This window comes from Sinorhizobium arboris LMG 14919 (genome assembly GCF_000427465.1).
Classification (GTDB): domain Bacteria; phylum Pseudomonadota; class Alphaproteobacteria; order Rhizobiales; family Rhizobiaceae; genus Sinorhizobium; species Sinorhizobium arboris.
Genome location: NZ_KE386497.1, coordinates 739,592 through 759,142, shown reverse-complemented (window position 1 = coordinate 759,142; position 19,551 = coordinate 739,592). Strand labels below are relative to the sequence as shown.

Sequence of the window (19,551 nt, the reverse complement as noted above, 5' to 3'; positions counted from 1 at the left end):
CGGCTGCAAGATCGAGGATCCGTGCTATTCTCTGGCATGAATGAACTGTCTCTGATTGAGAAGTATCTGGCAGCGGCGGAGCGCGACGTGGAAGATGCTACCAGGCGCGCAACCGTTCAACGCGAACTCGTTGCCAAGCTCGAGAGGGCCGACCGAGACGCCACAACGGCTCGCAAATTATTGGTCACTTTTGAGCTGAGCCTCGCGTCGCATATTCGCGAGCGCGACCGCCTGATCAGAGAAAGAAACAGGGTTGCAGGCAGCACCTGAGAAATGTCGCCCTCGTCATCCGTCGTCGAGAAGAGGGCCTGGTGCGTCGAACCTTGGCCGTCGAATTCTGCTTATGCCCAATCTGCTGCATGGTCGTATGAGCGACCTCGGTATCTCGGGAGGTTGACTCAGTCACACTCGATTGAGGCGGCAATAAACGCCTGGCGAGAAAACGCGAGATCACCGTTCGCTTCCAATGCAGCGTGGCAGCGTATCTTAGCCCGTTCGTAGAACCAGCCACCGCCGCTCGGCCACTCCGAAAGGCACTGGGCGCCTCTCGGGGTCCGTTAACGCAGCGCTCGCTGCCTCCGGCATAGTCAGGCTTCACTGGCTGCTCCCAGAGAATATCCTGCATGGCCCCTCCACGAGTTGCGCCCTTGCCGGATAAGGGCCGGCAAGGGCAGTCGACCGACCCCAATCAAATGGGATCGGCTAAGCTGCATTCTTATTATTTGATTTTTGCTTGCCGGCTCCTGAAGGAGAGACGGGTTCGCTCATGTTTTCTGCGGTTTCTCGGCCGTCGCTCGGACCAGATGAGCGCCTGGGGGAATCTGTTCCGGATTCTTCGTTTTTCAGTTCCGCTTCAGCCTCCTCCCAATGGCGCTCGTGGTCGCCATGCTTGCGGCCTTCGCGCTCCCAGATCTCATAGGCACCCTCGCGGACCCGCTCCTCTCTGTTGTGTTCATGGCCATCCATTTGAGTGCACTCCCTTGTTCGCCCGTTCCGACCCTTCGCCATCCTCCTGAGCGTGCGCTACTCGGCAGCAATGAGCCGAGGCAGGGGACCACCCTCACGCGCGCAAAGATAACTTCTTGAGCATTTCAACGTCGCGAACTCCGGACTGATAGACCGCCACCAACCTCGCTGCGAGGTCTTCAGCTTCCTGCCCATCTCGCGGAATCTGATAGTCGTGCAACAACTGCTCGAAGACGTTGCTGAGCATCTCAACTTCGTCAGGACTTATCGACTTGGATTGGTAGTCGCGGCGCTCCATGACGCCATTCCTTCGCTTGGGGACGAGAGCAAATCCATCTCCCCGTCATGGCCGCGCCCCTGCGGCAGGCCAACGGTGAAACAGCATACGCCTTTCTGCGCGGATCTGCAGGAGCGTTTAAAAAATGAAGGGCTCCTCCCGGTGATCAGAGCCGTGGGGAGACATCTCGAAGCCGGGGCGTTTGGTTCGCGAGCGCGCGCCCGAGCTCCAGAGTGCCGGGTGTGTGCGACAGGTCACGGTTTCCGAATGCTGGGGGTGCTCATCGGGAAGGGGCAAGCAATTAGCAGGGAGACTTCTCGATGAGCAGAACTGTCATGAACGCCCTGGGCCAGCCGCTTTATCACAGCGGCAGTTCCACAGCATAATCATTCCAATGCAACCGGATCGCACACCATGAGCCAAGACGGGGTGAAGGTTGGCGATACAAGCGGGTTCCACAAATACGGCGTGCTTTGGACGGAAGACGCGATCGTCTGGTACTTCGATGACGCCGCGATTGCACGCGCGGACACCCCCTCGTTCATGCACGATCCAATGTACATGCTCGTGAACCTTGCGGTCGGAGGGATGGCCGGCACGCCGAGCGACGGACTTGTCGACGGATCAGAAATGAAGATCGACTATATTAAAGCCTATTCATTGAACACGCTGTATCTGAACGCCGGCATCACCAAGGAGCGCATGATCGGCACCAAGACCGCAGTGTCGCTGCCGACGCACCTGGTGAAGATCGGCACCTACACCACACTCGGCGCCATGGCTGGACATCTCTGGCTGCTTGGGCTTGCCGCGGGAGCTGGCGCGCTGGTGTCCACTTGGGTCGCAAAGCGTCTGCTCAGGGATATGAGTGAGACGAAGTTCCGCACAATTGTGGTCGGGTTCATGGCGCTGAGCGGAGCCGCCATGCTTTGGCAGCAGCAAGAAACTGTGCTCGCGATAGTCGGCGGCCGGTGATCACACTGATTTTCTTCGAACTTCATCAGCTTCGTCGGCCGAGTACGGCATTGAGACCACTAGCTGGTGGCCTCCGCATTCCCACTGTTTCGCCGTGGATTGGCAACATGGCTTTGCTCTGGCCGGACAGCGACGGCCGATCGGCCGCGCTCGAGCTGCTCGTTTTCCTCCGCCCGGCCAACGTATTTGGCATAGTGCGAGATAGGACGTGGCCGGCCCACGAGATAGCCTTGCACTTGATCGCATGACTCCCGAGTCAAAAATGCAAGCTGGTCCGTCGATTCCACACCTTCAGCGATGATGGGCAGATCGAGTCCGCGTCCAAGTCCAATCACGGCGCGAATGATCGCTGAAGACTGTGCAAGCCCGATATTGCGGACGAACGACTGATCAATCTTGATCTTGTCGAAAGGGAAAGACTGCAGATACGACAGGGAGGAATAGCCGGTCCCGAAATCGTCCATAGCGATCCGGACGCCAAGCGCCTTTAGGTGCCCCAACGTCGAGATGGCACGTTCAAGATTATCGATCAAAACGCCTTCCGTGATTTCGAGCTCTAGGCGTGCAGGCTCCAGTCCCGTTTCGATCAGGGCTGACTTGACGAGCCCGGAAAGATCCCCATGCTTGAATTGCACGGGAGAGAGGTTTACGGCTACTGACAGTTTCCGCGACCAAGAGGCTGCCTCCCGACAAGCCTCCCGCAATACCCACTCTCCGATCTCGATTATCAGACTGCTCTCCTCGGCAATCGGAATAAATACGGTCGGAGGGACATTGCCGCGCGTCGGGTGGTTCCACCGCAGCAAGGCCTCAAAGCCAGTGACATCCCCACCGATATTAGCCTGTGGCTGATAGACAATAGACAGCTGCTGTTCGGAGATCGCAGCTTGCAAATCACGTTGTAACGCTCGCCGCTCCCGCAACCACTTATCCATTTGAGGTTCGAAAAACCGAGCCGTACCACGCCCGTCGGCCTTGGCGCGATAGAGAGCCGCATCGGCATTGCTGGTAAGTTCAGCGGCATTGTCCCCGTCCGCGGGAAAGATTGCTACGCCGATGCTCGTACCCATTCGGATCCGGGTGCCGTCGATCTCTGCGTCCTCACTTAAAACGGTGATAGTCAGGTCGGCGAGCTGCGCCGCAGAGCTGGCATCGGCTTCTGCCAAAACCATGAACTCGTCACCGCCGAGGCGGGCGACGAATGCACCCACCGCAGCCGCGCACAGACGTTTGGCGGCCAGGCCCAGAACCATATCCCCAACACTATGACCGAAGAGATCGTTGACCTCCTTGAACCGGTCCAGGTCGAGGCACAGCACCGCAAACTGTGATCCTTGCGTGCGGTGCTGCTCGAGCAGTGCCTCGAGTTTCTGCTTCAGTGCGGCGCGGTTGGGTAGATCGGTGAGTGGATCATGCAATGCGAGATGGGCTATTTGCCGTTCGGCGTTTCGGTGCTCGGTGACGTCCTCGTGCGTCGAAACCCATCCGCCATTGGCTGTTCTCTCGTGGTGCACGCGAACGACCTTGCCCGACTTCAGCTCCATCGTCCAGTCTTGCGGCGAAGACTTGGAGTTGATCGAGTCGCACCAGGCCAGATATTCATCGTGCGCCACGACTGGACAAGCGCCGACGGAATAACGCAGCTGGGTAATCTCACTTAAAGTCATGCCGGGCCGGACCAACTCCGGAGGCAGCCCATATACTTCCGCATAACGCCGATTGGATAGTATGAGCCGCTGGTCCGAATCGAAGAAGCAGACACCCTGGCCGATGTTTTCCAGTGTCGTGGCGAACTGCATATTCCGCTGAGCAAGCTGTTTCTGCGTCTGCAGCAGCTCGATTTGGGCTCTCACCCGCAACAGCAACTCTTCGGTCAGCACTGGTTTGATAATGTAGTCCACCGCGCCCGCAGCAAACGCGCGTGTTCTGTCAGCGGCTGTCGAGACGAGATGAATTGCCGGAATAGATTGGACCTGTTCACGACGCTTTGCATCACCAAAGAACTCCTCGTAGATGCCGATGTCCAGCAATAGGAGGTCCGGCTTTAGCCATCGCGTATGTTGCTCGAACGTCCGGTAGTCTGGAGAGCAAACGCACGAATACCCATTTTCGCGGAGTTTGCGGGCGACTCTCGATGCATCCCGATAACTCCCTCCGGCGAGAATGAGCGACCCAGTCACGGCGGCGGGCTTCATCATAGGTGCTTCCTCCCACAGGGCATGCGCCCAATTGAAAGGGCAGATAGGAAATCCACTTCCCACGATACAACGCGAGATTTGATCGTAATGCAACTATACACCCATAGGAGGTGTGTTTCGAGGGACCTCTAGCGGGGGGAGCCAGCGCGGATTGACTATGTCTATATTTCCGGTATTCTCGACATATGGAACAAGAAGAAGCCATCCTGGCCCTCGCGGCACTCGCCCAGTCGACCCGCCTGGAAACCTTCCGGTTGCTTGTCCGGCATGAGCCCGAGGGGCTGCCGGCAGGCGACATCGCCCGCGCGCTGGCGATACCCCACAACACGATGTCGACGCATCTGAACATTCTTGCCCGCGCTCGCCTGGTTTCGTCCGAACGGCGCAGCCGCCTCATCGTCTATCGAGCGGAAATGCCGCGCTTGCGGGAGCTGACCCTGTTTCTCCTCAAGGATTGCTGCGGCGGGAACGCCAGCCTCTGTGCGCCGCTGATCGAGGAGCTCGAACCCTGTTGTGCAAAGGAGGAGGTCTCTCGGTGACCAGAAAATTTAACGTGATGTTCCTGTGTACGGGAAACTCGGCCCGCTCGATCATTGCCGAGAGCGTCCTGAGAAAGGATGGCGGCGGCAAGTTCAACGCCTATTCCGCCGGAAGTCAGCCAAAGGGGGAGGTGAACCCCCTCGCGATCGAGACCCTCGCCGGCCATCACTACCCGGTCGAGGATCTGCGCTCGAAGAGCTGGGAGGAGTTCGCAGGCCGCGATGCGCCCGAGATGGATTTCATCTTCACCGTCTGCGACAGCGCAGCCGGTGAAGCCTGCCCGGTATGGCCCGGCCACCCGATGACGGCGCACTGGGGCGTCGAGGACCCGGCCGCCGTCGAGGGGACGGACGCCGAGAAGCGGGTCGCCTTCGCAACGACGCTCCGCTACATGAAGCTCCGCATCGCAGCCTTTGCGGCCCTGCCTGTCGAGAGCCTCGAGCGGATGAGCCTGACGTCGAAGCTCCACGAGATCGGTCGGATGGAAGGGACCACGTCGATCGGATCCGACTTCGCATGACAACGGCGCTCCACTCGATATCCGCCACATGGACAGTGGCACGTCGCAGAACACCCAAGACCAAGCGGGCTGAAGCATGGCCTTCGACTTAACGCGCCGCCTCGCCGCGGAGGCGATGGGCACCGCCATCCTGGTTGCCACCGTCGTCGGTTCCGGGATCATGGCTGACCGCCTCTCCGACGACGTAGCGGTCTCGCTGCTCGGCAACACGATACCGACAGGGGCGATCCTCGTCGTCCTGATCAGCATTCTCGGGCCGATATCCGGCGCGCACTTCAATCCTGCGGTCACCATGGTGTTCGCGGCCCGACGAGAGATCGAAGCATTCGCGGCAGCGCTCTATGTCCTTGCGCAGGTCGCGGGCGGCATCGCCGGAACGCTGATCGCACATGCGATGTTCGACCTGCCGCTGTTCCAGGTCTCCGAAACGGTCCGGACGGGCACGGGTCAGTGGGTCGCCGAGGCGGTCGCCACCTTCGGGCTCGTCCTCACGATCCTTGCCGGATTGCGCTTCCGCGGCGAGGCAATTCCATGGCTCGTCGGCCTCTACATCACGGCCGCTTATTGGTTCACGGCCTCGACGTCGTTCGCGAATCCTGCCGTCGCCGTCGCCCGTGCCTTCTCCAACACCTTCGCGGGCATCCGCCCGACGGATGTGCCGGCATTCATCGTCGCGGAGGTCACCGGGGCGCTCATCGCCACTGCCGTCGTTGGCTGGATGCTCGCCGAACGAAACACCTCAGCTTCGCGATTAAGCGTCAAGGAAATCGAATGACCATGGACGTTACCATCTATCACAATCCCTCGTGCGGCACTTCGCGCAATACATTGGCGCTGATCCGCCACGCCGGCATCGAACCGACGGTGATTGAATATCTCAAGACGCCGCCAAGCCGGGAGGAGCTTCCCCAAATGATCCGCGACGCCGGCCTCTCGGTTCGCGAGGCAATCCGTGAAAAAGGAACGCCCTATGCGGAGCTCGGTCTCGACGATCCGGCAATGTCCGACGACCAGCTTCTGAGAGCAATGCTCGAGCATCCGATCCTCATCAATAGGCCGTTCGTGATCACCTCGATCGGCACACGCTTGGCGCGGCCATCCGAGGCCGTTCTCGACATCCTCCCCGCCGATGCCTTCAAGGGGCCTTTCGTCAAGGAAGACGGGGAAGCAGTTCTGGACGAGAAGGGTCGCCGTCTTGTCTGATCTGCCAGCCGCCGATCCGCGCCACCTCCGCAAGCCTGATACCGAGGCGCTTCGGCCGCCGTTCTCGACCCATCCGCCGCGCATTCTCATTCTCTACGGATCGCTGCGGCAGGTCTCCTATTCCCGGCTGCTTGCCGAAGAGGCCGGCCGGCTGCTGGAGCACTTCGGGGCCGAGGTTCGCTTCTTTAATCCTTCGGGGCTGCCGCTTCCGGACGATGCGCCCGCCAGCCACCCGAAGGTGCAGGAACTCCGGGAACTCTCCGAGTGGTCCGAAGGCCAGGTCTGGGTGAGCCCGGAGCGGCATGGAGCGATCACCGGCATCATGAAGGCGCAGATCGACTGGGTACCGCTGTCAATCGGGTCGATCCGCCCAACGCAGGGCAAGACTCTCGCCGTCATGCAGGTGTCGGGCGGGTCGCAATCCTTCAACGCGGTCAACACGCTCCGCCTGCTCGGCCGCTGGATGCGCATGATCACGATTCCGAACCAGTCCTCGGTCGCCAAGGCGTACCAGGAGTTCGATGCGAACGGACGCATGAAGCCGTCGCCCTATTACGACCGGGTGGTCGATGTCTGCGAGGAACTCGTGAAGTTCACGCTGCTCACTCGCGACGCGTCGGCCTATCTCGTCGACCGATACAGCGAACGCAAGCAAGAGGCAGAGAAGCTAGATCAGCGGGTCAAGCTCAAGTCGATTTGAGCGGGTATCGTCAGCATCTTGCCTTCCCATCAACGGTGACCTGTTGCGGCCGCCAGGACGACCAACGGTCGCGCGTGGCGGCCTCGAGGGGCGCCCGCCCGGCGAGGACGTCGAGCCGTCATGAGATAGGGCTGCAGGGACTGGACGAGCACCGCCCGCCGCGTCGGGTTAGCGCGTGACGGTACCATCCTTATCGGCCCTTTCTGAGCTCGTGTTTCTGGAAGGAAAGGGCTCGCTCTTTATGAAATCTTTACGCGCGCAACCGAAATCCCCAATCGAATCCAGACCTCGTACGGACGTAAGGTAGACGCAAAGCCGTCTGCAAACGCATATAAGGCCCATTCGGTACAGCGATGCTGGCACAAGATCCTGACCGCCTCGCAATCGGGCTTTGCGGATAATCGCAGAGCGAGGCATTTTCGGAGAGCCGATGACAGCGTCCATGAACCATACGCCCGCGCAGGCAAACAACCTGCGCCAATTTTTGGTGCTCACCCTTGGCTCGGTTGGCGTCGTCTACGGCGATATTGGGACGAGCCCACTGTATGCCTTCCGCGAGGCACTCCGTCCCTTTGCCGCAGGAGGGGTCGAGCGCGGCGAGGTCATCGGCCTCATTTCGCTGATGCTCTGGGCGCTGACGATCATCGTGACCTGCAAATACGTGCTGTTTCTGCTGCGCGCCGACAACGACGGTGAGGGTGGGATGCTGGCGCTGCTGGCCCTGTTGATGAAGAAGGCACCCCGCCAGACGACGATCATGCTTATGGCTGGAATCTTGGGTGCCGCCCTCTTTATCGGCGATGCGATGATCACGCCGGCGCTTTCCGTCCTTTCGGCGGTGGAGGGGCTCAAGCTCGTCACGCCAGCGTTTCAGGATTACGTGCTACCGCTCGCTGTGGCGATCATAGTGCTGTTGTTTGCCATCCAGTCCCGCGGCACGGGAGCCGTGTCGAACCTGTTCGGACCGATCACGCTCGTTTGGTTTCTCGCCATGGGGGCGGCCGGCATTGCCCACATCGGCGACGATTTAGGGATTCTGGCGGCCGTCAATCCCGTTCACGCTGTGACCTTTCTATGGAACGGCGGTCTCGTCGGCTTCATCGTCCTCGGCGCCGTCTTCCTAACGGTGACAGGAGCCGAGGCGCTCTATGCCGATCTTGGACACTTCGGTCGCCAGCCAATCCAGGCGGCTTGGTTTGCGATCGTGTTTCCGGCACTGGCCTTGAATTATGTCGGACAAGGCGCCCTGGTGCTGTCGCATCCCGAAGCGATCTCTGATCCATTTTTTCTGATGTTTCCAAGCTGGGCTCTGTTGCCGATCGTGATTCTGGCAACCGCAGCAACTATCATCGCCAGCCAGGCAGTGATCACCGGAGCGTTTTCACTGGTGCGGCAAGCGATTCACCTCGGATTCCTGCCGAGGTTTGAGATCTGCTACACTTCGGAAACGCAGACGGGACAGATTTACCTGCCTTTGGTCAACACCGCGCTGTTGATCGGCGTGCTCGCTCTCATGTTCGTGTTCGGCAGTTCCGAGTCTCTTGCTACCGCCTATGGTGTCTCGGTCACTGGCGCCATGGTCGTGACGACCATTCTCGCCTTCGAATTCGTCCGCCATCAGTGGAACTGGCCCATATGGATCGCGACTGCGGTCCTGCTGCCCCTGTTCCTGCTGGAGCTTACCTTTCTCGGTGCCAACCTCTTCAAGATCCATGACGGCGGCTACGTGCCCATCCTCTTCGCCGGCCTTGTGATGACGCTGATGTGGACCTGGCGCAAAGGCGTTCGGATCCTGCGTGAAAAGACGGCCCGCCAGGATGTTCCGCTCGACACGTTCATTGCCGCGGTCGAGCGAAAGTCCGAACACGCTCCCGTCGTGGTACCGGGAACCGCAATCTTCCCGATATGACCCCGGCCGTTCTGTTGCACAACATCAAGCACAATCACGTATTGCACGAGCACAACGTCATCCTGACGATCAAGACCGCCAGGATACCTTTTGTCCAGGAGCAGGACCGCTACACGCTGACAAAACTCTCCGACCGGTTCAGCAAACTTGAACTGCGCTTCGGCTTCATGGACGACCAGAACGTCTCGCGGGCGCTCGCTCGTTGTCGCAAGGAGGGCTTCAAGTTCGAAATTATGACGACGTCGTTCTATCTCGGCCGCCGCAAGCTGGTCGCAGACCCGCTGTCGGGCATGCCGCACTGGCAGGACAAGCTATTCATCGCGATGGCGGACTCGGCGATCGATCCAACCGACTACTTCCATCTCCCCGCAAACCGAGTCGTCGAGTTGGGCGAGCAAGTCATCGTTTAGTCTCGCGGGCTCCAGGGACCTAAATCCGAATCGCGTCATCCGCCGCGGCGACGACAATCGTGACCGCAGCGGCGGTGACAGTGACCGCCGCAGGCCGCAGCGACGGCGGGGGCTGCGCGGACCCGGAACCGTTTCCGTCGCCGCAAGGTCCAAGCTAGTCGAGCCCGGCGATCAGGTCAGCCTGAAAGACGCTGGACTTTGATTGATCGCCCGCGTGATGGCGCATTCCGCAGCGGCTTCGCTCGGGGCTGGCTTAGAAGGCTCAATCTGTTTGAGCAGTTCACCCCGCCCTGCGAGTGGCGCGATCGCAAATGCGGAACATTCTCTCAGCCGCGGTGTTTTCTCACTAGGAGCGGCGACATGAAGAAGCCCTACAGGGACCTGCGAATCCGGCGGGAAATGGCAACTGATTACAATGTCGATTTCCTCCGATCCCTTCCAGTATTATCCAAAGTCCTGCCAAAACTGCCCAAGAAAATAAGGGTTCTCCTCCAGCGGTTACAGTATGTGGAGAAAGCAGGGAAGGAATGATCGACCTCCAAGCAGACGGCGTCCGTAGCCCATTCGGGCGGCGCCCCTAATTCTTGACTGCAACTTGCGCTGTGCGACCCTAAGACCTCTCGGTTGTAGTGCGTAGGAGGCAGGCAATGAAAATCAGAAGGGCGAAGAAGAAGTATCCCGGAAGCGTCCAAACACCAAATGGAACCGCGTCCGTTACCGAGGAAGGCTTCAACGCCATTGGGCTCGGCCTCCATAGTCTTGGTTTCTCGTATCGCGGGATGTGGACTCACGAGGGGTGCCCGGGAAGCTTCGAGGCGTGGCTCGTAAGCAAGGGTGTCATCTCGAGTAGTGGCCCACGGGAACGGCCACTAACACGCTGAGAGTCAAGCTCCGATGACCTTCGACGACGACGTTGAGATGGCGCTCGCTCGCGCCGGTGAAGAACTTGAGATGAAGCGACAAGAGCTAATCCGCCTCATCATTCGCGAATGGCTGGAGCAGTACGGCTTTCTGCCTTTCCATGAGTTGGACGAGGGTAGCGAGACGGAGGGGAGTGCGTGAGACGCAAGCTGCGGCCATCCCGTTGAGCGAGCTGCCGCCTTCACGAACACAACATAGGCGGCCGCGGCCGACCACTGGCCCCGCTGCCAGAGGCTGACTGTGTCGAGGGGAAAGGTAGAGAAGGTGGTGAAGCCCCCGAGATACCAGTCGGGAGAAATAATCGAGTGTCCTGCGCGAAGCCGCCGTGGAATGCGAAATATTCGGCCAAGACTCCCATGACCACTGAACCGACGATATTCACATTCAGCGTTCCGTAGGGAATCCGAAGCCAAATAGCAACGCGGCCGACTGGTTGACCCCGTGGCTCAGCATTCCGCCAAGTCCGGGACCAATGAAGGCAATCGAATACCCCACGAATCTACTCCTTCGCTCAAACGGCGTTGAATAGGCTCATCAGCTTCGTCGACGAAGCGGTTCGGCTCAATGCCTGCAGAGTCCATTGCAAATGGAAGCTGGCGAAGCCAGGTACTCTGGCAGTCTGCTCAAGCACATTGTGATTGGCTCGAAGCCGCATGCCCATGCGCGCGACGCCGTGATCGCGGCGAGACGTTGGCTGGTAGTAGCTGACCACCTTATAAGCCGGAGGGCAGCTGGCGGCACACGGCGAGCGAGTTTCTCGCCCAGCTGAGTCTCGAAGCCGATGTCGTCGCAATCGGCTCGGAAGGCAGGTCCGTAGGGGAAGCCATTCTTGGATTTGTCAGTTCGAGGAAAGTGCCCCCTGTCTGGGTCGATATCCGCGAACCACCATAGCCACGCGCTACCGAGCGGATGCCAGCTTCGGTGATGCTGGTCCACCGTGTTCATGCGGCCGTCGCAAGGAGGTCGGCGAAAAGGGGCAGCGTCCGGGAACGAAACGGGGCGATCGGGGTTTGCACTTTTGCAATTTACGGAGGTAGCGCTTCTTCAATGGCGCAGAGTACTAAACGAAGGTTGATGAAGGCGAGCGAAATTCCCGCCTTCGTCGATGAAATCCTTGAAACTGGCTGTGATATCCGCGCGGTCGGGCACGACAAATACGTTATTGGAGACGCGGACCTCTCGCCGGCTGCCTATGAGAAAATAAAACACAGGCTTGGCGATATCGAGGATGTCTACGGCGATCGTGATTTCCTCAAGTTGGAGATTGTGGCCTATCTGCGCTCAGTGGGAAGGTACGTCGACCTCGGTAAAAAACGGCTCGGAATAGGGGTTCGCGACCGGACGGATGGCGGCGAATTGATCTTTTCGGGTCGTCAGCGCGATCCAACCAACGTTGTCAAAGCTACCGCATTCGCCACGGCGACGGAGGCAAAGAGCCGCCTTCGCGTCGACGCCGGCGATTACGGACGTGTTCCAGCGTGAACCGCTGGAGGCCTCGTCGCCGCTGTGGAATTATCTCAAGGTGACCATCACACCTCATGTCGCGAGTTTCTCGGTGGATTCTGGGATCGACTAGGTCGCCAATCTCTGCGGTCAAGTCGCAAGAGGCCAGCCTTTGTCCAACAGGATCGACCTCGAACTCGGTTACTGACCCGGGTTAGCCCGGAATGGACGAGTGCGCGAATACGCCAACATATTTCGACGACGCGTGGTCATTTTTGGCCCCGATTTCTTCAGATCCTCCTTCGGAGCGGACTGGCGGCCTCAGGCTCGTCGAAGCCACGTCTCGGGCACCTGCCAACCTGCTCCAAATCGATGTCGAATGCCTTCCCAGCAAGGGGCGAGGCATCAGTTCACAACTCTACCAGGCGGGTCCGCGCCGTCGGCGCGGACCCCGGTTGCTTCGGTCAGAAGTCCATGCCTCCAGACGGCATCGGTGGAACCGGCGCTTCCTTCTTCGGCTTCTCGGCGACCATTGCCTCGGTGGTTATCAGCAGTCCGGCGATCGAGGCGGCGTCCTGCAGCGCGGTGCGGACGACCTTGACCGGGTCGATCACGCCCTGCTCATAAAGGTCACCGAACTCGTTCGTCTGGGCGTTCCAGCCATAGCCAAATTCGGACTTCTCGCGCAGCTTACCGACGATGATCGAGCCTTCGGCACCCGCGTTCTCGGCGATCTGGCGCACTGGCGCTTCGATCGCGCGGCGGACGATCTCGATGCCGTGCCTCTGGTCGGGGTTCTCGGTCTCAACGCTGTCCAGAGCCTTGACGGCTCGCAGGAAAGCGACGCCACCGCCAGGCAGCACGCCCTCCTCGACGGCCGCCCGCGTTGCATGCATCGCGTCATCGACGCGGTCCTTGCGTTCCTTGACTTCGACCTCGGTCGAGCCACCGACGCGGATCACCGCAACACCGCCGGCGAGCTTGGCGAGACGCTCCTGCAGCTTCTCGCGATCATAGTCCGAGGTGGTCTCCTCGATTTGCGCCTTGATCTGGGCGACGCGGCCCTGAATTTCCGTCTTCGAACCAGCGCCGTCGACAATCGTCGTATTTTCCTTTTCGACAACCACCTTCTTGGCCCGGCCGAGCATCTCGAGCGTGACGTTCTCAAGCTTGATTCCGAGGTCCTCGGAGATTGCTGTGCCTCCCGTCAGGATGGCGATGTCTTCGAGCATGGCCTTACGGCGGTCGCCAAAACCAGGAGCTTTGACGGCAGCCACCTTCAGGCCGCCACGCAGCTTGTTGACGACGAGGGTGGCGAGCGCTTCACCCTCGACGTCCTCGGCGATAATCAGCAGCGGTTTGCCGGATTGAACAACCAATTCGAGAACTGGAAGCAGCGCCTGCAGATTGGACAGCTTCTTCTCGTGGATGAGCACATAGGGCTCCTCCAGTTCGACGCGCATCTTGTCGGGATTGGTCACGAAATAAGGGGAGAGGTAACCGCGGTCGAACTGCATGCCTTCCACGACCTCGAGCTCCGTGACCGCGGTCTTAGCTTCCTCGACCGTGATCACGCCTTCATTGCCGACCCTTTCCATCGCCTCTGCCAGGAAGCGGCCGACCTCCGTGTCACCATTGGCCGAGATGGTGCCTACTTGGGCGATCTCATCGTTTCTGGTGACTTTGCGGGCGTTCCTCCGCAGCTCCTCGACCACAGCATCCACCGCCTTGTCGACGCCACGCTTGAGGTCCATTGGGTTCATGCCGGAGGCGACCGCTTTCGCTCCTTCTCTGACGATCGCCTGCGCGAGAACCGTTGCCGTGGTGGTGCCGTCACCGGCGATATCACTGGTCTTCGACGCCACTTCGCGCACCATCTGGGCGCCCATGTTCTCGAACTTGTCCTCGAGCTCGATCTCCTTGGCGACAGTGACGCCGTCCTTCGTGATCCGCGGAGCGCCGAACGACTTATCGAGTACCACGTTGCGACCCTTTGGGCCCAACGTCACCTTCACCGCATTGGCGAGAATGTCGACGCCGCGCAGCATCTTCTCGCGGGCTTCGGTATGGAATCTCACTTCCTTGGCAGCCATTATTGTACTCCTTCCTGGGTCAGCATTTCTTGTCTGGCATGGGTCCGGATCGGCACTAGGCTGCGTTTCTCGCTGCGGCGTCGATCTCGATCACGCCCATCACATCGGATTCCTTCATGATCAGAAGCTCCTCACCATTGAGCTTGATTTCTGTGCCGGCCCATTTGCCGAACAGAATGCGGTCGCCGGCTTTGACGTCGAGCTCGACGAGCTTGCCGCTGTCATCGCGCGCCCCCGGGCCAACGGCGATGACCTCGCCTTCCTGCGGCTTTTCCTTCGCCGTGTCGGGTATGATGATGCCCCCGGCCGTCTTTTCCTCGGCTTCAATGCGGCGCACCAGGATGCGGTCATGTAAGGGACGGAACGTCATGTTGCTCTCCTCGTTGACAAACACATTTTTAGAGGATCCTCGGCGCCGCATCCGATGCGAATCCGACGCGGGACGCACGATGTTTTGGCATCGCGCCAATCGATCTGGTTTCTGGCTTTTCGAGTTTCAAGAGGGCGACGAAATTTTTTAGCACTCCACCACATGGAGTGCTAAAGCCATGATTTCGCGCCACGATCTGGGCCGATCTCTGCTCTAATGGTCTCGCCCCCACCTCTTGACGCGACGCTCTAGAGTCCCCGGGAGACTATTTTGGACCAATCGTCGCGGGAAGGGCTCATCGCACCAACTCCTATCTTGGAGGGTGAAGCATAGGCATCTTCCCGTGACGGCAGCGCCATTGGCAAGCAACCGTCGATTGAGGGTAGTTCCACCCGCAGAGCCTTATTGGGCGTTAGGACCTTAGTCCCGCGCCCGGTGCCAAAGGTCTGAAGCCGGTTGCAAAATAGCTTTTCCGACACACAATCGGAGGTAATCGAAAACACGGACGGACTGTTGCTTCTCACCAGTCCAAGCCAGTTCTATCGGGGTTATTGGTTATGGCGATGTTGGAAAGTAGATGGAAAAATCGAATTTCCGATCTCGTTTGGGGCGTCACATCCGGTCCCGGGTCAACGGCAATCTACATAGCAGCCGCCATGTTGATTGCCGCTTTCGCGAGCGCAAAGACAGGCATTCCGGGATACATACTTGTGGCGGCAGCGGTTGTGTTGGTGCTGTTCATCGATCCCTCGGAGAAGATGCGAAGACACCGACCACGGCGGCGCCCTGCGCCGATGAAGATTGCGGTTCCAGATCGGGAAGCCGACGCGGATCGCGGTTCTCGCCGGGAATGCAGTGGCCGATCCTTGGAAGGACGAAAGCGGCCATGGGCGCTGGCATTCTTACCGCTACTACTATGATGAACCCCGATACGAGCGCAGAGCCTACAAAGAAGAATACCGTCGCGGCCGCTGCAAGATCGAGCGCAAGTGGGACGATGACGAGTATAAGGAAGAGATCAAGTGTAAGCGCCATGCTCGACCGGTCTTCGGATATTATTGGTGGTAGGTAGGTCGCCGAACCGCTCGCTCTCCTCAACATCTCACGGGAGTGCGAAAATGAATCTCCGGGATTATCATGACCCGCCAGAACGGAACGCCTCAACGGCTTTCCCGATCGGCGTCATCTTACTCTCCATGGCCGTCATTCTCGCCTACTTGGCAATCGGCGGGGCTTGGTCGGAGAATAACACCGACACAGCGGTCTACACACCACAGATCACAGACGTCCCCAAAAACCGCTGAGTCCGGCCACGAGCGCATTTGGGCTCACTGAGTTACCCGGTTGTAGGCTTTAAATCCCTCTGGCTTAGGCTGTACGGTAGCTTTCTAGAATTTTTCTGATGTGAAAACAAATAGTTACTTTTTTAATGCCGTAATTTCTCCGCCATTTCGGCGTACACATCTCATACACAGTCTGGCGCCGCTTTCGGAACGCAAGGGTGGGTTTAAAAGAATGGCCAGTCATGAGATTTTGGGAGGCAAGGTCCTCGTCTATCGCCGCGAGAACAGTAAAAAGTGGCAGTGCTCGACCCGTATCAACGGCAAGAATTGGCGGACGAGCACGGGCGAGGAAAGTCTCGCCCTCGCGAAGGAATTCGCGGAGGACTGGTTTTCCCGGATGAAGGCAAAGGAGAAAGGCGGCGGACTGAAGGACGAGAAGACCTTCAAGGAGGCGGCCAAACGGTATTTAGAGGAATACCAAGCGGTTCGCCTGGCATTCTGAACAGCTGCACGACTACGTTCTCTTTATGACCAACACTGGCCTACGTCCCGATGAAGCTAAACGGCTCCAGTATCGGGACGTCGAAATCGTCGAGGATGAGGAAACGGGTGAAACCATCCTCCTCATCCAGGTGCGCGGCAAACGTGGTGTGGGTTATTGCAAGAGCACGACCAACGCCGTTTTTCCCTTCGAGCGGCTTCTCAAGCGGAATGAGCCGAAGCCGGATGACCCGATTTTCGCTGACAATCACATGATGATGTTCAACAAGATTTTGGAGGAAGAAGGTCTGAAATTTGATCGAGAGGGCAGTCGCCGTACGGCTTATAGCCTACGCCACACCTACATATGCCTCCGGCTCATGGAAGGCGCGGATATCTACCAGATCGCCAAGAATTGCCGGACGAGCGTGGAGATGATCGAGAAGTACTATGCGTCGCATATCTCGACCAGCATCAGTGCTGCGGCGGTGAATGTGAGACGCAAAGCCAAATCCAAGAAGCAGATTATCGAACACGCCAAGCGGAATGCGCACCGGCAGTCAAGCGAGTTAGTCTGAGGGGAAGTGATGACAACGCCCGACTACCTTCCGCGGATTTTCCAAGCCAACATCGACCGTCTCTTTCAGCGCGTGATCCTGCCTGGGCTGCACGCGCTCCCAGTCCCTACCGAACTGTGCGCTGAGGAAGCTTCATCGATGAATGACCTCCTGATGAAAGCCGAGGCTCAGGTCGACAACTACACCGCCAGCGAGGGCGCGAAGGCCTACACGCTGGTGTTGGCTGGACTGTTCGAGCGGCAATTACGGATATGGGCGAGAAGTAGCAGCGCCCCGCTGCGCGAGAAGGCGAGTAAGGAGAAATTCCGGAGCCTCGTCACAGATTGTGCCCGAGGATTTGACGTGGATCTTGACACAGACGCGTTGGCCGGACCCTGGTTGAAATGTTTCTGGTGGGGAACGTGTTCCGTCACGGCGACGGGCCGTCAGTGGCTGATTTGCGCGAACAGTCACCCGAGCTCTGGATTTACGAGCAGTCACGCTACGTAGACCTCCTTCCCCCGAACGGGGATGAAAGTGAGAAGCTGCTATTGGAGCCTGACGATGTCGTCCGCTACGCCACCGCATGCTCCCGTTTCTGGGGCCTTGCGGATAAGTTCGACGGTGCCATGGTAGACCCTCCCTACGGTCAAGCGTAGCCGCAGCACAATCACCTGTGCCCCGAATAGGCCTTCTAAGCATCCCTTTTGATAGTGGTGCGGACGGCGGGACTCGAACCCGCACAGCCAAGGGCGAGGGATTTTCTTACCAGCTACGGCTTTCGCCGCCGCCTTCCGGCGTTTGTGGTCTGGACTATACCTTCACCTTAGCTTTCGCCTTAGGTGCTGCCCGTCTAGTCTCTACACCTTCCCCTGACGAGGCTTGGCTCGGGATCGCCATCTGACAGGTTTCCCCGACTTTGAGCAGTTCTACAGCCAGCGTTTCCGCCGGTGCACTCAAATTGCGTCTAAGTCCCTTGTGTCTACCAATTCCACCACGTCCGCGTGGTTTCCCTCTGCTAGCAAAGAGAGCCAGTATTCTCAACCATATTCACGCGGTTAGGTGACAAAGCCTGTAGCGCGCTGTGACGCCTGTGGGTGTAGTCATCTTGAAAAGAGTCAACGCCAGAGTGTATGAATGCGTACAGCGCACCTACGCATCGCCCAATGTGTACGCATTGGCTAGAGAGGCGATGCGTTGCACGGCTTTCTAACCGTCCGCACAGCGTCCGGAGAAAGCCGGCAAGTGCGCCAGGGGAAACCCCTGGACCCCGTCCGTGCCGAGGAGTGGCTGGTGGCTATCTACCACCTGAATGTGAAGAACATCAGCCGGGGCGATGGACGCTCGATCGTCGCGGCGGCAGCCTACCGGGCGGGAGAGACGCTGCCGAACGAAGCCGAAGAACGCCGTTCGGAATTCGGCGGGAGGCGTGACGTTGTCGCCAACGAAATCCGGCTTCCCGAAAATGCGCCGCGCTGGATGGCCGATCGCGCGCAGCTCTGGAACGCGGTCGAGACCGCCGAAATACGCAAGGACGCGCGTCTAGCCAAAGAGGTGAAGTTCGCGCTCCCGGTCGAATTGCCACCTTCCGCATGGTTGACTGTCGCTCGCATCATGGCCGATGCCTATGCAGCTCAAGAGTTTGCTGTCGATCTGGCAATTCACGAGGACGGCACCCGGCATAATCCGCATGTTCACCTTCTCATGACGACGCGTGTGATCACGGCTGATGGATTTGGGCCGAAGATCCGCAGTGCGGATGGGCGTCAGTTCGTGGCGGATGCGCGGAGTCTTTGGGAGCGTGTGCCAACGAGGCGCTGAGAAAGGCGGGGGTTTCCGTCAGCATCGAGTCGCAGCTATGCCAAACGCAATTTGGATCGGACGCCGAGTCGGCATCGCGGACCGAACCCGGAGGAACGGCGGATGCGTCGTGTCCGCGCACGCAAGGAGAGAGAGCAGATGAGACCCGGAGACTCTGACAGTGACCTGCCCGTTCCTGATCCTGATCCTGATCCTGATGGTTCTCCGATTCATCCGCGCGAATTGGAAGTAGCGGAAGCACGGATGCAGGATGAAATGCATCGCCATGTGCAAGTCGTTCAAGGCAGTCAGGACGGCAACCCTGAGCTCGCGCGTGCGACGGTCGAGCGCCAAAACACTCGGGAGATGAGTGAAGATGAGGCGGCCGCCTACCGCCTGGCGCCGGAACATATGCTCGACTGGCTAGGCGCGTCGGCGATGCCGGACGATGCGGCTGATCTGAAGGTTCTCGAACGCTGGGAAAATCACCTCGACTGGCTGGAGCTTGATCAGCGCCAGCCCGCGTCACCTGCGGAGGACGGCGTCTGGCACGAGCCCGAGCGCAGCCGCAAGTAGCACTTGCAGGATCGTCTCCCCCGTCCCATCATGCTTCCATGACAAAGGTTTACACAGGCTCTGTATTCGGAATCCGCGAACTGACGGAAGAGCAACGCGCCGCCACACGCGAGGAACTGGTCTGGCTTGAAACGGATCTTGTTCGCCAGCGCAAGGCTCAGGCCGAAACCATGCCCGGTATCCGTGAGGAATTGCGGCAGAGCGCATTTCACTTTCATGCCCGTGCCCAGGACCTGGTGAATTCAGGGGAGCGCTTGCGCGCCTATCTCGTTGCCGAGCTCCAGGACCAACCGGAGCACCTGCCCGCATATCACCACGCCCACTGAGAGT

Annotated in this window: 23 protein-coding genes and 4 pseudogenes; 21 read left to right on the top strand and 6 right to left on the bottom strand. The window is 59.2% G+C overall.

The features are described 5' to 3' along the window. Nucleotides 1–36 precede the first annotated feature (36 nt). Nucleotides 37–270: a hypothetical protein gene (locus tag SINAR_RS0132600; protein ID WP_028002903.1), complete on the top strand. Its 234-nt coding sequence runs from the start codon at nucleotides 37–39 to the stop codon at nucleotides 268–270. 128 nt (nucleotides 271–398) lie between these two features. Here SINAR_RS0132600 and SINAR_RS1000000138615 read toward each other — a convergent pair. The 3 genes and pseudogenes from SINAR_RS1000000138615 to SINAR_RS0132590 form a co-directional block, all read right to left on the bottom strand. Next, nucleotides 399–533, bottom strand: a pseudogene (locus SINAR_RS1000000138615) (DUF982 domain-containing protein); the annotation flags it as partial. A 169-nt stretch (nucleotides 534–702) separates the two neighbouring features. After that, nucleotides 703–966 (bottom strand): DUF2934 domain-containing protein, encoded by a 264-nt coding sequence (locus SINAR_RS01000000134565; RefSeq protein ID WP_033058316.1) that lies wholly within the window; start codon nucleotides 964–966, stop codon nucleotides 703–705. 94 nt (nucleotides 967–1,060) lie between these two features. Next, complete coding sequence (locus SINAR_RS0132590; protein ID WP_028002902.1) at nucleotides 1,061–1,264, bottom strand: hypothetical protein; 204 nt, start codon at nucleotides 1,262–1,264, stop codon at nucleotides 1,061–1,063. A gap of 366 nt (nucleotides 1,265–1,630) precedes the next feature. Between SINAR_RS0132590 and SINAR_RS1000000138120 the strand changes: the two are divergent. Further along, nucleotides 1,631–1,909, top strand: a pseudogene (locus tag SINAR_RS1000000138120) (family 16 glycosylhydrolase); the annotation flags it as partial. Further along, nucleotides 1,904–2,218 (top strand): TSUP family transporter, encoded by a 315-nt coding sequence (locus tag SINAR_RS01000000134560; protein WP_272913719.1) that lies wholly within the window; start codon nucleotides 1,904–1,906, stop codon nucleotides 2,216–2,218. The pseudogene SINAR_RS1000000138120 and the gene SINAR_RS01000000134560, both read left to right, overlap by 6 nt. A 59-nt stretch (nucleotides 2,219–2,277) precedes the next feature. Here SINAR_RS01000000134560 and SINAR_RS0132580 read toward each other — a convergent pair whose 3' ends face one another. After that, complete coding sequence (locus SINAR_RS0132580; RefSeq protein ID WP_028002901.1) at nucleotides 2,278–4,095, bottom strand: putative bifunctional diguanylate cyclase/phosphodiesterase; 1,818 nt, start codon at nucleotides 4,093–4,095, stop codon at nucleotides 2,278–2,280. Between the two features lie 506 nt (nucleotides 4,096–4,601). On the opposite strand from SINAR_RS0132580, the gene SINAR_RS0132575 reads away from it, so the two are divergent. The 10 genes and pseudogenes from SINAR_RS0132575 (at nucleotide 4,602) to SINAR_RS1000000138110 (ending at nucleotide 12,195) form a co-directional block, all read left to right on the top strand. Next, a complete protein-coding gene (locus tag SINAR_RS0132575) occupies nucleotides 4,602–4,955 on the top strand; it encodes an ArsR/SmtB family transcription factor (protein ID WP_028002900.1) in 354 nt (117 codons plus the stop codon). Nucleotides 4,956–4,972: 17 nt separating this feature from the next. After that, entirely contained in the window at nucleotides 4,973–5,476 is a 504-nt protein-coding gene (locus tag SINAR_RS0132570) for an arsenate reductase ArsC (RefSeq protein ID WP_050577656.1), read from the top strand. A gap of 76 nt (nucleotides 5,477–5,552) precedes the next feature. Further along, nucleotides 5,553–6,251, top strand: coding sequence for an aquaporin (locus SINAR_RS01000000134555; RefSeq protein WP_050577655.1), 699 nt, complete (start codon nucleotides 5,553–5,555; stop codon nucleotides 6,249–6,251). Continuing rightward, on the top strand, nucleotides 6,248–6,679 hold the full coding sequence (gene arsC, locus SINAR_RS0132560; RefSeq protein ID WP_033058313.1) for an arsenate reductase (glutaredoxin): 432 nt from the start codon (nucleotides 6,248–6,250) through the stop codon (nucleotides 6,677–6,679). Before SINAR_RS01000000134555 ends, arsC begins: the two co-directional genes overlap by 4 nt. Continuing rightward, nucleotides 6,606–7,379 (top strand): arsenical resistance protein ArsH, encoded by a 774-nt coding sequence (gene arsH / locus SINAR_RS0132555; RefSeq protein ID WP_050577654.1) that lies wholly within the window; start codon nucleotides 6,606–6,608, stop codon nucleotides 7,377–7,379. Before arsC ends, arsH begins: the two co-directional genes overlap by 74 nt. A gap of 430 nt (nucleotides 7,380–7,809) precedes the next feature. After that, nucleotides 7,810–9,698, top strand: a pseudogene (locus SINAR_RS01000000134550) (potassium transporter Kup). A 360-nt stretch (nucleotides 9,699–10,058) separates the two neighbouring features. Continuing rightward, complete coding sequence (locus SINAR_RS1000000137270) at nucleotides 10,059–10,229, top strand: hypothetical protein (RefSeq protein WP_158500215.1); 171 nt, start codon at nucleotides 10,059–10,061, stop codon at nucleotides 10,227–10,229. A 363-nt stretch (nucleotides 10,230–10,592) separates the two neighbouring features. After that, nucleotides 10,593–10,760 carry a hypothetical protein gene (locus SINAR_RS1000000137090; RefSeq protein ID WP_150852081.1) on the top strand — a complete coding sequence of 56 codons (168 nt, stop codon included), beginning with the start codon at nucleotides 10,593–10,595 and terminating at the stop codon, nucleotides 10,758–10,760. 906 nt (nucleotides 10,761–11,666) lie between these two features. Beyond that, a pseudogene (locus SINAR_RS01000000134545) lies at nucleotides 11,667–11,942 on the top strand (Y4lK-related protein); the annotation flags it as partial. A 145-nt stretch (nucleotides 11,943–12,087) separates the two neighbouring features. Then, a complete protein-coding gene (locus SINAR_RS1000000138110; protein WP_419761338.1) occupies nucleotides 12,088–12,195 on the top strand; it encodes a hypothetical protein in 108 nt (35 codons plus the stop codon). 331 nt (nucleotides 12,196–12,526) lie between these two features. On the opposite strand, the gene groL is transcribed toward SINAR_RS1000000138110, so the two are convergent. Then, nucleotides 12,527–14,155 (bottom strand): chaperonin GroEL, encoded by a 1,629-nt coding sequence (gene groL / locus SINAR_RS0132530; protein WP_028002896.1) that lies wholly within the window; start codon nucleotides 14,153–14,155, stop codon nucleotides 12,527–12,529. 55 nt (nucleotides 14,156–14,210) lie between these two features. Beyond that, complete coding sequence (gene groES / locus SINAR_RS0132525) at nucleotides 14,211–14,525, bottom strand: co-chaperone GroES (RefSeq protein WP_028002895.1); 315 nt, start codon at nucleotides 14,523–14,525, stop codon at nucleotides 14,211–14,213. Between the two features lie 801 nt (nucleotides 14,526–15,326). Here groES and SINAR_RS0132520 point away from each other — a divergent pair. The 8 genes from SINAR_RS0132520 to SINAR_RS0132495 all read left to right on the top strand — a co-directional run bounded on the left by SINAR_RS0132520 (nucleotide 15,327) and on the right by SINAR_RS0132495 (nucleotide 19,547). Further along, nucleotides 15,327–15,593 carry a hypothetical protein gene (locus SINAR_RS0132520; RefSeq protein WP_050577653.1) on the top strand — a complete coding sequence of 89 codons (267 nt, stop codon included), beginning with the start codon at nucleotides 15,327–15,329 and terminating at the stop codon, nucleotides 15,591–15,593. 50 nt (nucleotides 15,594–15,643) lie between these two features. Continuing rightward, nucleotides 15,644–15,829: a hypothetical protein gene (locus SINAR_RS0132515; protein WP_028002893.1), complete on the top strand. Its 186-nt coding sequence runs from the start codon at nucleotides 15,644–15,646 to the stop codon at nucleotides 15,827–15,829. Between the two features lie 100 nt (nucleotides 15,830–15,929). Beyond that, the gene (locus tag SINAR_RS1000000138105; protein WP_234710711.1) at nucleotides 15,930–16,310 is read left to right on the top strand and encodes a hypothetical protein; all 381 of its coding nucleotides are present in this window, start codon (nucleotides 15,930–15,932) and stop codon (nucleotides 16,308–16,310) included. Nucleotides 16,311–16,335: 25 nt separating this feature from the next. Then, complete coding sequence (locus SINAR_RS1000000138100; protein ID WP_050577650.1) at nucleotides 16,336–16,866, top strand: site-specific integrase; 531 nt, start codon at nucleotides 16,336–16,338, stop codon at nucleotides 16,864–16,866. Nucleotides 16,867–16,875: 9 nt separating this feature from the next. Continuing rightward, the gene (locus SINAR_RS01000000134535) at nucleotides 16,876–17,355 is read left to right on the top strand and encodes a hypothetical protein (protein WP_050577649.1); all 480 of its coding nucleotides are present in this window, start codon (nucleotides 16,876–16,878) and stop codon (nucleotides 17,353–17,355) included. Between the two features lie 783 nt (nucleotides 17,356–18,138). Beyond that, the gene (locus SINAR_RS1000000138095; RefSeq protein ID WP_234710710.1) at nucleotides 18,139–18,666 is read left to right on the top strand and encodes a MobA/MobL family protein; all 528 of its coding nucleotides are present in this window, start codon (nucleotides 18,139–18,141) and stop codon (nucleotides 18,664–18,666) included. A gap of 138 nt (nucleotides 18,667–18,804) precedes the next feature. Beyond that, nucleotides 18,805–19,221, top strand: coding sequence for a hypothetical protein (locus SINAR_RS1000000138090; RefSeq protein WP_234710709.1), 417 nt, complete (start codon nucleotides 18,805–18,807; stop codon nucleotides 19,219–19,221). Nucleotides 19,222–19,259: 38 nt separating this feature from the next. Next, nucleotides 19,260–19,547, top strand: a complete 288-nt coding sequence (locus SINAR_RS0132495) for a hypothetical protein (protein ID WP_028002892.1) — start codon at nucleotides 19,260–19,262, stop codon at nucleotides 19,545–19,547. Nucleotides 19,548–19,551: the final 4 nt, after the last annotated feature.